This window comes from Mycobacterium paraseoulense, assembly GCF_010731655.1.
Classification (GTDB): domain Bacteria; phylum Actinomycetota; class Actinomycetes; order Mycobacteriales; family Mycobacteriaceae; genus Mycobacterium; species Mycobacterium paraseoulense.
On sequence record NZ_AP022619.1, the window covers coordinates 5,520,274 to 5,533,417 of the forward strand.

Genomic DNA, 13,144 nt, shown 5'->3' on the forward strand with positions numbered 1-13,144 from the left:
GCCGGCGGTCGTCATTGCCTGCCCGCGAAGTCGTGACGGACCAGCCAGTCGGTGACGATGTCGACGGCCGCGCGCAGCTTGTCGCGCTGGTCGGGCCCCGCGTAATAGTGGGTGGCGCCGGGAATTTCGTGCATCTCCTTGTCGTGATGCCCGATCGCGTCGAAGAGCCGTCGGGTGTGGCTGGGGGTGCAGGCGTCGTCGGCCAGGTTGCCGATCACCAGCGCCGGGACCGCGAGGTCGGCGCCGCAGGCCACCCCGTCGCCGCGGGCGTCGTCGTAACTCCATTGCGAGAGCCAGCCCCGCAGCGTGGAGAAGCGGGCCAGCCCGACGGGGCTCATGTTCACCACCTGAGGATCCCCCAGGTAGCAGGTTCCCGGGGTGCGTTCGTTGGGATCGACGGTCGGGTCCAGCCAGCGCGGGTCGGCCATGGTGCCGTGCACCACGAAGCAGAACTCCTCGTCCGGACGTCCGGCGGCCCTCAGTTCGGCCAGCTTCTCCTTGACCCACGCGGTGATCCGGCGGTTGCGCATCACCTGTGCCCGGCGATACCGGGCCAGGAATTCTTGGCGGTAGGGCGGCTGGTTCGGGTTGTCCGGGTTGTACAGGTCCAGCTCGGGATCGCGCTTGGTGGGGTCGGATTCGTCGAGGATCGACGCGTCGAGCCATTCGGTCAGCGTGCCGTGCCGGCTGATGTGCGCCGCCAGCAGCATGATGCCGTCGGCGGGGATCAGGTCCAGGGCGGTCAGGTCCGGGCCGTCCCCCGACGGGCTCGACGTGATGGTCGGGTGCTGGGCCTGCTGCTGGTAGAACACCGACAGCGAGCCGCCGCCACTCCACCCCGCCAGCACCACCTTCTGATAGCCCAGCCGCTTCTTGGCGTCCTTGATGCACTCGCCGAGGTCCTCGACGACCTTCTCCATCAGCAGCGCCGAGTCCGTGCCGCGGAACCGGCTGTTGCAGTAGATGACGTGGTGGCCGGCCCGGGCCAGCGCATTGATCATCGGCAGGTAGGCGCCGCCGCCGATGGGATGCATGAACACCAGCACGGTGTCCGACGGCTTGTCCTTCGGCTTGAGCAGGTAGCTCTCCAGCACCGTGATCTCGGCGAGGCCGCCGTACACGTCGCGGACGCCGGAATCGTTCTGGAAGGCAACGAGATAGGGGAATCGGTCGTATTCGTGGCGGGTCGTCATGGTCAGTGTTGTCCTAAGTCGTGCGCCAGCACCTCGGCCGAGGGGGTCAGGCGCCGGCGGGTGTCGACGGCGATCACTTGCCAATCGACGCGGGAGTAGTCGTCGAACTTGCGGCGCGCCCGTTCCCGGGCCTTTTCCGGTGCGCCGTGGTGAACGCCTTGCGGCGCATGGGAAATCAGGCCGGGCGGCATCGGGATGCCGTAGAGCGAGCCGCCGTGGAAGAAGGCGATCTCGTCATAGTCGACGTTGCGGTGATACCACGGAGTGCGCTCGGTCCCCGGAACCCCTTCGGCCGGCTTCGGCAGGAAGTTCATCACGTAGACGCCGGTGGCCTGCATGAACAGGTGCACCGTCGGCGGCAGGTGCACGCTGTCGGAGGTCACGACGTTGTAGTCGGCGATGTTGAAGGTGAACGCGAAGTTGTCACCGCGCCAGCCCTCGACGTCGAGCGGATGGTGTTGGTAGAACAGCGTTGTCGGCCCGCCTTCGTGGATCAGCCGGACCTCGTACTCGTCGCGTCCGTCGTCGTCGATGGGTGCCGGTTCGGGGATGGTGGCCTGCGACGGGTCGAACGGGAAGTGCCGGCCGAGCGGCCCGGGCGGGGGCACCCGGAATTCGTCGGTCGCCTCGACCATGAGCAGCGTCGTCTCGCCATCCGGCACCTGGCGCCAGGTGCACGCCTTGGGTAGGTAGACCCAGTCGCCTTCGGAGTAACGCAGGGGGCCGAACTCGGTTTCGAGCAGACCGGCGCCCCGGTGCACGAAGCACAGCAGGTCGCCGTCGACATGGCGTACGTAGAACGGCATCGGCTCGTGGCGACGGCTCAACAGGATTCGGCAGTCGGCGTTGCTGAACATCAGCAGGGGACCGCCGTCGGCGTCGGTGGCATCGCTGGGCTTGAGCTCGCCGGCCAGCACGTCGACGGGGCGCAGCGGGCCGACCGACCGGTAGGCGGTGGGGTCGTGACGGCGGTAGAGGTTCGCGGTGCGGCCGGTGAATCCGCCCCGGCCGAGCTCGTCGTCCTTGAGGCCGTCGAGGTCGGCATGCAGGCGCCGCGGCGTCTTGCCTTTTCGCATGTGGACGAAGGATTCCATGGGTGACCCCCGGTTCGGGCGACTACAAAACTGAAAGTGACATTACTTTTCGTTTCCGGCGCGCACAAGGCCGGATCCGCCGACCATGCGCGGCTGCCACGGTCTGATATCGCCCGCGCTATCAGATCCTGCGAAGCCCACCCCGACCGGGCGCGGCCGGTTCGGCCGGCGTCAATTCCGGACGCGCACCACGACCTTGCCCTTGGCGGTGCGGTTCTCCAGGGACGCCACCGCGGCGGCGGCCTCATCCAGGGGATAGACCTCGGGGTTGGGTGCGGCCAGCCGGCCCGAGCTGAGCAGCATCTCGAGCCCGGCCCACTGCTCGGCCAGCGCGTTCGGGTGCGTCGCGGTCCACGCCCCCCAGCCCACGCCCACCACGTCAATGTTGTTGAGCAGCAACCGGTTCACCTTCACCGTCGGGATGTCCCCGCCGGTGAAGCCGACGACCAGCAGCCGCCCGCCGGGGGCGAGGGACCGTAGCGAATCGGTGAACCGGTCGCCGCCGACCGGGTCGAGCACGACGTCGACGCCGCGTCCGCCGGTCAGCTCCTTGACCGCGTCCTTGAACCCGTCGGCGAGCACCACGTCGGTGGCCCCGGCGGCCGTCGCGACGTCCGCCTTCTCTTCGGTGCTGACCACGGCGATGGTGCGCGACGCCCCGAGCAGCGGCGCCAGCCGCAGCGTCGACGTCCCGATGCCGCCGGCGGCGCCCTGCACCAGCACCGTCTCGCCCTGGGCCAGCCGGCCGCGCACCGTCAGGGCGAAGTACACCGTCAGGTCGTTGAACAGCAGGCCGGCACCCGCCTCGAAACTCACGTTGTCGGGAAGCTTGAACACCCGGTCGGGCTGCAGGATTGCGACCTCGGCCATGCCGCCGCTGAGCATGGTCAGTCCGACGACCCGGTCGCCGGCCTGCACGTGTGCGTCGCCCGGCGCCGAGCGCACCACCCCGGCGATCTCGGCCCCCAGCACGAACGGCGGCTCGGGGCGGTACTGATAGAGGCCCCGGGTCAGCAGGGCGTCGGGGAAGGCGGCACCGGCGGCGTGCACCTCGACGACCACGCCGTCACCCGACGGTTCGTCGACCTCCGCCACCTCGATCGCGTCCGGACCGTCCAGCCGGGTCACCCGTGCAGCTCGCATGGTCGGACAGCCTACTGCCGGCTCAAAATCCGTCGGCGACCCGCACCACCGCCCGCCCGGTGAACTTGCCGGCGCGCACCTGGTCCAGCACCTCGACCACGTCCTTGACGTCGACCTCGCTGATGAGCGCGTCCAGATGACGCGGACGCAACGAATCACCCAGCAGCGCCCACAGTTTGCGGCGCCGGTCGATCGGCATCAGCACCGAATCCATCCCGAGCAGCGCGACACCGCGCAAGATGAACGGCATCACCGTGGTGTGCAACGCGGGACCACCCGTCAGGCCGCTACAGGCCACCGCCCCGCCGTAGTCGACGGCACTGAGCACGTCGGCCAGCGTCGCGCCGCCCACGCAATCCACCGCGGCCGCCCAGCGCGCCTTGGCCAGCGGCCGCGGTTTGGCGTCGGGATCCTCCGGCAGCCGGCCGATAACCTCCGCGGCGCCAAGCTCTTTCAGCAGCCCGGCCGCCGACTCCTTCCCGGTCGAGGCGACCACCCGATACCCCGCGGCGGCCAGCAAATCGACGCTGACCGAGCCCACGCCGCCGGAGGCGCCGGTGACGACCACCGATCCGGCGCCGGGCTGGACGCCCCAGTCGATCAGCGCCTGCACGCTCATCGCGGCGGTGAAGCCGGCGGTCCCGATCGCGGCGCCATCGCGCGGGCTCAACGCGCCGAGCGCGACGACCTGGTCGGCCGGCAGCCGCGCGTATTGCGCGTAGCCGCCGTGGTGGCCGGTGCCGATCTGATACCCGTGGGCCAGCACCTGCTCGCCGACGGGGAAGTCGGGGGACTGCGACTCGACGACCTCGCCGGTCAGGTCGATACCCGGCACCACCGGGTAGCCGCGCACCACGCCGCCGCGCGGGGTCAGCGCCAACGCGTCCTTGTAGTTGACGCTCGAATAGAGCACCCGGATCGTCACCTCACCGGGCGGCAGATCCGAGTCGCTCAATGTCTCGACCGAGGCGGTTATCCGGTCACCATCTTCGCGGGCGACGAGCGCTTGAAACGTGTCCATGCCTCGACGCTAACCTCACCGTATGGATTCCTTTCCACTCGGTCGCTTTTCGGTCTCCCGGGTCGGCTTCGGCGCCATGCAGTTGCCGGGCCCCAACGTGTTCGGCCCGCCCCGGGACCGCGACGAGGCGCTGGCCGTGTTGCGGCGGGCGGTCGAACTCGGCGTCGATCACATCGACACCGCCCAGTTCTACGGCCCCGACGTCGCCAACGAGCTGATCCGCGAGGCGCTGCATCCCTATCCGGAGAACCTGGCCCTGGTGAGCAAGGTCGGCGGGCGCCGCGACGACGGCGGCGGCTGGCTGCCGGTCGACGCACCGGCCGACCTGCGCCGCGACATCGAGACCAACCTGCGCGCCCTCGGCGTCGACCAATTGGCCGCGGTCAACCTGCGCGTGTTCGAAAGCGACGGTCCGGATCAGCTGTTCGACGACCAGCTTTCGGTCATGATCCAAGCGCGCGAGGCGGGGTTGATCGGCGGCATCGGGCTGAGCAACGTCAATCGCGAACACCTGCTGCACGCCCTGGACCGCACCGAAATCGCGTGCGTGCAAAACGCTTTCAATCTCATCGACCGGTCGTCGCAGCCCGTTCTCGACGAGTGCACGGCGCGGGGTATCGCGTTCGTTCCGTTCTTCCCGCTGGGGGCCGCCTTCATCCAGCCGAACCCCGTGCTCACCCACGAACTGGTGGTCGAGGTCGCCGATCGGCTCGGACGGACGCCGGCGCAGGTCGCGCTGGCGTGGACGCTGAGCGTGGCGCCCAATGTGCTGCTGATCCCCGGCACCTCGTCGGTGCGTCACCTGGAGGAGAACCTCGACGCCGCGTCCGTCCAACTCGACGACGACACCCGCGAGCGGCTGGACGCGGTCGCTATTTGAGCTCGGCCGACGACAGGCCCAGCAAGCGGCGGGCGACCACCAACTGCTGAATCTGCTGGGTGCCCTCGAAGATGTCGAGGATCTTGGAGTCGCGCGCCCACTTCTCCAGCATCGATTGCTCGGAATAGCCGGTGGTGCCGGCCAATTCGACAGACTTGAGGGTCACGTCGCTGGCCATGCGGCCGGCCTTGGCCTTGCTCATCGAGGCCTCTTTGGAGTTGGGGATCTTGTTGTCGGCCTGCCACGCCGCGCGCAGCGCGAGCAGGTAGGCGGCCTCCCAGTCGGCCTCCATCCGCAGGAACTCCGCCGCCGGGGCGCTCTGGGCGTGCGACGGTTTGTCGTAGGAGATCTCCACCCCGGCCTCGGTGAGGATCTTGCGGATCTCCTCCAGGGCGGCGCGGGCGACCCCGATCGCCATGGCGGCCACGATGGGCCGGGTGTTGTCGAAGGTCTCCATCACCCCCGAAAAGCCCTTGCCGACTTCGATTTCGGGGTTTCCGAGCAGGTTTTCCTTGGGGATTCGGACGTTGTCGAACCGGATCGCGGCGGTGTCGGAGCCCTTGATGCCGAGCTTGCGCTCGAGCCGTTCGACGGTGACGCCGGGGTGCTCGCGCGGAACGATGAACGACTTGATCGCCGCACGGCCCTGCGACTTGTCCAGCGTGGCCCACACCACGATGTGGGTGGCCCGCGAGCCGGCGGTGACGTAGATCTTCTCGCCGTTGATCACGTACTCGTCGCCGTCCAGCTTGGCGGTGGTCGACACCGCCGCCGAGTCGGAGCCGAAGCCCGGTTCGGTGATGGCCATCGCCGCCCACACCTTGCCCAGGCGCTCCAGCTGTTCGTCGGTGGCGACGGCGGAGATCGCCGCGTTGCCCAAGCCCTGATAGGGGACCGAGAGCATCATCGCGACGTCGCCCCAGCAGGCCTCCAAAGTCTGCAGCAGCGCGGCCATGTTGGCGCCGTTGTGGTTTTGGTCCCGGTCCTGGTTCTCGTCGCCCAGGTTGTCGGCCCCGGCGAATTCGATCGATTCGGACGCGCCCGCGAACAGGTTGTACAGCGTGTCGAGTTCGACCGGGTAGGCGTGTTCGGCGAGGTCGTACTTGCGGGCGATCGGCCGCATCAGCTCGGCGGCGCCCTGATGGGTCTTGACGACGACCGCTTGCAGCTTGCGGGGCAGTTCCAGATTGATTGCCATGGTTGGTCTTTCGGTAGTCCGGATCGGTGACGGCCTAGATGACGACGACGCCCTCGGCCACGCCGATGGCCCGCAGGTCGCGGTACCAGCGCTCGACCGGGTGTTCCTTGGTGAAGCCGTGGCCGCCGAGCAGCTGCACGCCGTCCAGGCCGATCTGCATGCCCTTGTCGGCGCCGAGCCGCTTGGCCAACGCCGCCTCGCGGACGAAGGGGAGGCCCTGCTCGGCGCGGGCCGCGCCGCGCCAGGTGATCAACCGCAGCCCGTCCAGCTCGATGGCGATGTTGGCGCACATGAACGCGACGGCCTGGCGATGCGCGATCGGCTCGCCGAAGGCTTCGCGCTCCTTGACGTAGGGCACGACGTAGTCGAGCACCGCGTGCGAGGTGCCCACCGCGAGCGCCGCCCACCCCAGCCGGGCCAGCGCGATCGCTTCGGAGTAGTCGTCATCGGTCGCCTCGTCCTCACCGAGCCGCGCGCTCAGCGGGACCGAAACCCCGGAGAGCTCCACGTGGCCCAGTGCCGCCGCGCGCAGGCCCATGCTCGGATCCGCTTTGACGGTAAGGCCTTTCGTCGACGACTCGACGATGAACAGGGCGGGCTTGCCGTCCAGCTGTGCGCCGACGACGAACAGTTCCGCATCGACCGCCGCCGGGACCAAAGACTTCACGCCCTCGAGGCGGTAGCCGCTCGGGGTGCGCACCGCGGTGGTCGTCAGGCGGGTGGGGTCGAACAGCGGCCGCGGCTCGGCGATCGCGACGCAGGCCTGCGGCACGTTGTCGCCGGCGAACTCGTGCAGATAGGTGGCCTGCTGGTCCGCGCTGCCCCAGTGGGTCAGCGCGGCGGCCACACCCCCGGGGGCCAGGATCGGCAGGGCCAGACCCATGTCGCCGTAGGCCAGCGCCTCGGCCACCAGCACGTTGGTCACGCTGGAGCGGTGCGCGGCGATGCCGTCGAAATCCTCGGGGATGTTGATCGCCGTGATGCCCAACTCGGCGGCCTTGGCGATCAGGTCGGGCGGGTAGGCCGCGGCCTCGTCGGCGTCGTGAGCCGCGGGCCGCAGCACCTCCTCGGCGAACTCGGTGAGCGTCTCGACGATCATCTTCTGGTCGTCGTCGGGCGTCAGGTCGAAGTAGTCCTTGCCGCTCGACTTGAGCCGGGTCGGTCCGCCGCGCAGGTTCTGCAGTCGCTTGAACTGACGGGAGGCGGCGGCCGAGGTGGAGAAGATGGTCTTGGTGCCGTACTGCAGGCCGCGGTTGACCGGATCGCGCAGGTGGTAGCGGTCCAGGAACTCCTGGCCCATGAGCGGGGTGAGCAGCGCGATGGCGATGTCGATGCCCGTGCGCTTGTGCGGTTGCAGGCCGATTCCGCTCTGCCGGTCTTTGCGTTTGCGGCGGGAGCGGGCGGCTTCTGAAGTCTTCGGTGAACCGGAACGAGTGTCGGTCATGTCGTCAGCCTGTAGTTGTCGGGGCGGTGCGGACAAGCCTATCTTACTCCGGAGTAAGATAACAGAGAACACTTGTTAACTAATTCACAGCGCCAGTGAACGGAGCACGATTTCGTGCAGCCGCCCATTGGTCGCCACGGCGCTGCCGCGGTGCGGTCCGGCGCCGCCGTCCAGGCCGGTCAGGTTCCCGCCGGCCTCGCGCACCAGGATGTCGAGCGCCGCGAGATCCCATACCGACACCTCGGGCTCGGCGGCGATGTCGACGGCCCCTTCCGCCAGCAGGCAATAGGAGAGGAAGTCGCCGAAGGCGCGCACCCGCCACACGGCGTCGGTCAGCGCGATGAAGCGCTCTCGCAGTCCGCGCTGCGCCCAGCCGGACAGGCTCGAGAATGAGAGGCTGGCCGAATCCAGTTGCGCCACAGAAGAAACCGTCAGCCGGCGCGCCGGTGCGCCGTCGACCGTGACGAAGGCGCCCTCGCCGCGCGCGGCCCACCAGCGACGTTGCAGTGCGGGCGCGCTGACGACGCCGACCGTGGGGACACCGTCTTCGAGCAGTGCGATCAGACTGGCCCACACGGGCACGCCGCGCACGAAGTTCTTGGTGCCGTCGATGGGGTCGATGATCCATTGGCGTCCGGTGAACGTGGTGGTTCCGCCGAACTCCTCGCCGACGATGCTGTCGAGCGGACGTTCGCGTCCCAGCGTCTCCCGTAGTTCCGTCTCCACCGCGCGGTCGGCGTCGGTGACCGGGGTCAGGTCGGGTTTGGTGTCAACGCGCAGGTCCAGCGCGCCGAACCGGGCCGAGGTCAGCGCGTCCGCGCGGTCGGCCAGCGTCTGCGCCAGCGTCAGATCGTCCCGACTCATGACGCAGTCCTACCACGGCTCTACCATGGCGGCGTGTGGGAATTCGGTGTGCTGATCCTTCTGGTGGCCGTTTTGGCCGTCGCCCTCGCCCAGCGGTTCCGTCCGCGTGGCCCCCGCGGCGAGCTGCTGAACGGCACGCTGCTGGTGACCGGGGTGAGCCCACGACCGGACGCCACCGGTGAACAGTTCGTCACCATCGCCGGCGTGATCAACGGGCCCACCGTCAGCGAGCACGCCGTGTATCAGCGCATGGCGGTCGACGTCGAGCACTGGCCGACCATGGGCCAGTTGTTTCCCGTGGTGTATTCGCCGAAGAATCCGGACAACTGGAGGTTGGCCCCGCCCGAGCCGCCCCCGGTGTAGCGGCAGTCAGCCGGCGGCGGGGCGGCGGAATTCATCGCCGATTGTTGACGTTATCGACGACGCCCTGTAGTGCCTCCGGATGCCGCAGGAACGGTGTGATGATGTCCACGGGCAACGGGAAGACGACGGTCGAATTCTGGTCCGCCCCCAATTCCAACAGCGTTTGCAGATAACGCAATTGCAGCGAGGCAGGGCTCTTGGAAAGGGTCTCCGCCGCTTGGCGCAGTTCCTCGGAGGCCTGCAATTCGCCGCGGGCGTTGATGACCTTCGCCCGGCGTTCGCGCTCGGCTTCGGCTTCGCGGGCCATCGCCCGCTGCATCGACTCGGGGATCTCGACGTCTTTGATCTCCACGACGCGGACCTGCACGCCCCACGGTTCGGTCTGCTTTTCGATGATGGTGCGCAGATCGCTGTTGAGGTCCTCGCGGTGGGCCAAAAGCGTGTCCAGGTCGGCCCGGCCCAGCAGCGAACGCAGCGTCGTCTGGGCGATCTGTGAGGTGGCTAACGCGTAATTCTCCACCGCCAGAATCGCTTTCAGCGGTTCCATCACCTGGAACATCACCACGGCGTTGACCCTGGCGGGCACGTTGTCGCGGGTGATCACCTCCTGCGGCGGAATGGTCAGCGTCACCAGCCGCTGGTCGACGCGGATCATCTTGTCCAAGAAGGGGATCAGTAGCCGAAGCCCGGGACCGTACAGCGGGCGGACATGCCCCATCCGGAAGACGACTCCGCGTTCGTACTCGCGCAGCACAGCCAGCGACCACGTCGCGAGCACGGCAAGCCCCACGATCGCGGCGGCGACGACGACGATCACGACGGCAATCATGTCGGGTTGCCCTCCTTGCTTTCCCAGCTGCCCCAACGAGTGGAATACCTGTCTATCGCCGCGGCGGCCCGGTCCTCGAGCGCGGTGCGGTGGGGAAGGTGCTCGGGCGCGTTGGACGGGGTGTTCCACAGGTGACGGAGCAGCGGCAGGCCCAGCAGCGCGACGACTCCGATGGTTCCCGTCAAGACCAGCACGTCAGCGCCCGAGTGGTTGGCGGCCAACGTCGCCAGGGGCAGCACGATTCCGAAGCCCGCCACGCAGCAGGCGATCCCGCGGTGGAACCGCCCCGCGTCCGAATGCGGCCACGGGTCCACCTCACGGCTGATCTCCCGGCCGTGGTCGGATGTCGTGCAGCTGGATTTGATGGGACAACTGTTGCACACGACCGGTAGGGCGCGGTATCGCATGACCCGGTGACCCGGATCGAACGAAGTGGGCCACAGCCAGTGGTCGCGCGGACACACCCAGGCGTCGTGGTCCGGCCGGTAGGTGAATTGCCCCGTGCGCCAGCGCGCGGCGCGCGCCGACGCCCGTCGCGCCATCGAGTCGAAACTCCAGCCGATGGCGAGCAGCGCAAGGGAGTACCCGGCGATCAGCCATACGGTGGCGGCCGGTTGAGTCACGGTCAGTCCTTCGCCGACACCGCGGCGCCGGTCTCCGGCTCGGTGGGGGCCTCGGCGTAGAGCGGGTGTTCGGGCAACTCCTGAACCGTTGTGCCCGTGCGGAAATGCCGCAACGCGGTCCAGGCGATCCAGACGAACGGCAGCACGCCGCCGACGATCAGGATGACGTCGCCGGGCAGCCGGAGCCATTCCAGGACGGCATTGCCGGGCCTGGTGATGTAGCCCAGCGAACGTGCCTCGAAGTAGCCGTCGTTGACCGAGTGGTAGAGCTGGAGCACGCCCAGCGGTAAGAGGGTGACGAACACCATCCACGCCAGACCGATGTTCATGCACCAGAACGAGGTTCGTGCCAACTTCTCCGGCCACTTGTCCGCGGGGATCACGTAGCGGAAGGCGAACATGGCCAAGCCGACGGCGAGCATGCCGTAGACCCCCATCATCGCGCCGTGCGCGTGATTGGCGGTCAGTGCGGTGCCGATCTGGTAGTAGGACACGATCGGCAGGTTGATCAGGAAGCCAAAGATGCCGGCCCCCAAGAAGTTCCAGAATCCGACCGCGACCAGGAACATGACCGCCCACCGGTGCGGGAAGGGGTTGGTGTCGCCGGACTGTTGCCGCGAACCGAGCTGCAGGAACGCCCACGCCTCGACGGTGAGGAAGGTCAGCGGAATGACCTCGGCCGCCGAGAAGAAGGCGCCCAGCGCCATGTGTTCCACCGGGGTGCCCGAGAAGTACAGGTGGTGCATCGTCCCGATGACACCGCCGGCGGAGTACAGGATGACGTCAAGGAAGATCACGCCGAGCGCGATCCGTTCGCGCACCACGCCCAGCAGCACGAACATGTAGGCGACCATCACGGTGGTGAACAGCTCGAGGAAGTCCTCGACCCACAGGTGCACCACCCAGAACCGCCAGAATTCGGCGACGGTGTAATGCGTGCCGCTGCTGGCCAACAGCCCGACGGTGTAGAACGCCGGGATCGCCAGTCCGGAGAAGAAGAACAACCACGGCATGTTCATCTTCGACTCGGCCTTGAGCCGGGCGCGCATGCCCCGGAAGATGATCGCAATCCAGACGAACATGCCGACGATCAGCAGGATCTGAAACAGCCGCGGCAGGTCGAGATACTCCCACTGCTGGGACAGCAGCCCATGCGGGATCACTCCGTAGATGGATAGCGCCTCGCAGATCAGCGAGCCGAACACCACCACCGCGACCGCGCCCAGCAACACGTAGGCCAGCAAGCCCTGACGGCGCGGCTCGCGGCGGGAGATGAACGGCACCAAAAAGATCCCACCGGCCAGGAAGGCCGCCGCGGTCCAGAACAGCGAGAGTTGCACATGCCAGGTGCGGGCCAGATTGTACGGCAGGACGCGGGCCAAATCCAGCCCGAAGAAGTTCGACAAGTCGGCCCGGTAATGCTCGGCCGCCGCCCCCAGCAGCGTCTGCGCCAGGAACAGCACCGAAACGATCGCGAAGAACCAGATCGTGGCCCGTTGGGCCGGCGTCAGGCTCACCTCGCCCGGTTGGCGGAACGACAGTGTGGACGACTCGGCGCCGTGCCAGCCGACCTTCTGGCTCCACCGCCCGTAGACCGCGAACATGATGCCGATGCCACCGAGCAACGCGATCAGTGACAGCGCCGACCACACGATCACCGGAGCGGTCGGGCCGTTGTCGACCCGCGGCTCGGCCGGCCAGTTGTTCGTGTAGCTGTATTTGTGGCCGGGGCGTTCGGCCGCACCGGCCCAAGCGGTCCACGCGAAGAACGCGGTCAGGTCGTGGATTTGTGCCTTGTCGGTGATCATGTGGGGCAGCAGCCCGTATTTGGTCGAGTTCTCACCGAAGTAGGCGGCGTAGTGGCTCTGGATGTGGTCGAAGGCCGCGGCTTGGCGGTCGGTGAACACCAACGTCTTGGTGCCGGGGTTGTACCGGTTGGTGCGGAACTCGGTGACCACTCGCTCACGCGGATCGGCCACCCCCTGAGCCCTCAGCTGATCGGCGTCGTCTTGGGTGGCCATCCGCAGGTATTCGGCGGTGTAGTCCGGCCCCAGGTATGCGCCATGCCCCAGCACCGAGCCGTATTCCATGAGGCCCCGGGCCTGGTAGAGCTCCTGCCCCCGGGTGATGTCATCGCCGGTGAAAAGCAGCTGACCGGATTCGTTGACGACCTTGTCCGGCATCGGCATCGATGCCGAGTAGGTGCGGTAGGCCAGGATGCCCATGACCAGAAAGCCGAAGATCATGACCAGGGCGACGCCCTGGATCCAGCCTTTGCCCACCAGGGGCTCCGAGGAAGTCGGTTGAGCGGTCTGTCGAGCGGCCATACGCGAGTCTCCGGTCTCCGGTGATGGGTGGTCGTGCCCCGCTGTCCATCTGCGCAAACAGCTTGTATTCCGTTGTGGTCGGGTGCGAACGGCAACCTCCGCCGCCGCGCGTCCCCTGGTGGCCAATGGCATCTGTTTCGGGACCAATGCCCCTGGGAGAGGGTC

General features: G+C 67.9%; 12 protein-coding genes. 2 read left to right on the plus strand and 10 right to left on the minus strand.

The genetic code is table 11. The features are described 5' to 3' along the window. Positions 1–11: 11 nt before the first annotated feature. The 4 genes from G6N51_RS25785 to G6N51_RS25800 form a co-directional block, all read right to left on the minus strand. Positions 12–1,193, minus strand: a complete 1,182-nt coding sequence (locus tag G6N51_RS25785) for an alpha/beta hydrolase family protein (RefSeq protein ID WP_083173417.1) — start codon at positions 1,191–1,193, stop codon at positions 12–14. 2 nt (positions 1,194–1,195) lie between these two features. Continuing rightward, positions 1,196–2,287: a homogentisate 1,2-dioxygenase gene (locus G6N51_RS25790; RefSeq protein ID WP_083173418.1), complete on the minus strand. Its 1,092-nt coding sequence runs from the start codon at positions 2,285–2,287 to the stop codon at positions 1,196–1,198. Between the two features lie 171 nt (positions 2,288–2,458). Then, positions 2,459–3,430, minus strand: a complete 972-nt coding sequence (locus tag G6N51_RS25795) for an NADPH:quinone oxidoreductase family protein (protein ID WP_163750831.1) — start codon at positions 3,428–3,430, stop codon at positions 2,459–2,461. Positions 3,431–3,452: 22 nt separating this feature from the next. Next, positions 3,453–4,451, minus strand: coding sequence for an acrylyl-CoA reductase family protein (locus G6N51_RS25800; protein WP_083173420.1), 999 nt, complete (start codon positions 4,449–4,451; stop codon positions 3,453–3,455). Between the two features lie 22 nt (positions 4,452–4,473). Between G6N51_RS25800 and G6N51_RS25805 the strand changes: the two genes are divergently transcribed. Beyond that, positions 4,474–5,331, plus strand: a complete 858-nt coding sequence (locus G6N51_RS25805) for an oxidoreductase (RefSeq protein WP_083173421.1) — start codon at positions 4,474–4,476, stop codon at positions 5,329–5,331. On the opposite strand, the gene G6N51_RS25810 is transcribed toward G6N51_RS25805, so the two are convergent. From G6N51_RS25810 to hisN, 3 genes are all read right to left on the minus strand, one after another. Next, a complete protein-coding gene (locus G6N51_RS25810) occupies positions 5,324–6,529 on the minus strand; it encodes an acyl-CoA dehydrogenase family protein (RefSeq protein ID WP_083173422.1) in 1,206 nt (401 codons plus the stop codon). The genes G6N51_RS25805 and G6N51_RS25810 overlap by 8 nt on opposite strands. Before the next feature lie 34 nt (positions 6,530–6,563). Next, entirely contained in the window at positions 6,564–7,973 is a 1,410-nt protein-coding gene (locus G6N51_RS25815) for an acyl-CoA dehydrogenase family protein (RefSeq protein WP_083173423.1), read from the minus strand. Between the two features lie 84 nt (positions 7,974–8,057). Beyond that, positions 8,058–8,837, minus strand: a complete 780-nt coding sequence (hisN, locus tag G6N51_RS25820) for a histidinol-phosphatase (protein WP_083173424.1) — start codon at positions 8,835–8,837, stop codon at positions 8,058–8,060. A 33-nt stretch (positions 8,838–8,870) separates the two neighbouring features. On the opposite strand from hisN, the gene G6N51_RS25825 reads away from it, so the two are divergent. Then, positions 8,871–9,200, plus strand: coding sequence for a hypothetical protein (locus G6N51_RS25825; RefSeq protein ID WP_083173425.1), 330 nt, complete (start codon positions 8,871–8,873; stop codon positions 9,198–9,200). Positions 9,201–9,231: 31 nt separating this feature from the next. Here G6N51_RS25825 and G6N51_RS25830 read toward each other — a convergent pair whose 3' ends face one another. Genes G6N51_RS25830 through G6N51_RS25840 form a run of 3 tightly spaced genes read right to left on the minus strand, consistent with a single transcriptional unit; the run spans position 9,232 to position 12,979 of the window. Continuing rightward, on the minus strand, positions 9,232–10,029 hold the full coding sequence (locus tag G6N51_RS25830) for a slipin family protein (RefSeq protein ID WP_083173426.1): 798 nt from the start codon (positions 10,027–10,029) through the stop codon (positions 9,232–9,234). Continuing rightward, positions 10,026–10,652, minus strand: coding sequence for a hypothetical protein (locus tag G6N51_RS25835; protein ID WP_083173427.1), 627 nt, complete (start codon positions 10,650–10,652; stop codon positions 10,026–10,028). The genes G6N51_RS25830 and G6N51_RS25835 overlap by 4 nt, the downstream gene beginning before the upstream one ends. A 2-nt stretch (positions 10,653–10,654) precedes the next feature. Then, positions 10,655–12,979 (minus strand): nitric-oxide reductase large subunit, encoded by a 2,325-nt coding sequence (locus G6N51_RS25840; protein ID WP_083173428.1) that lies wholly within the window; start codon positions 12,977–12,979, stop codon positions 10,655–10,657. Between the last annotated feature and the right edge of the window lie 165 nt (positions 12,980–13,144).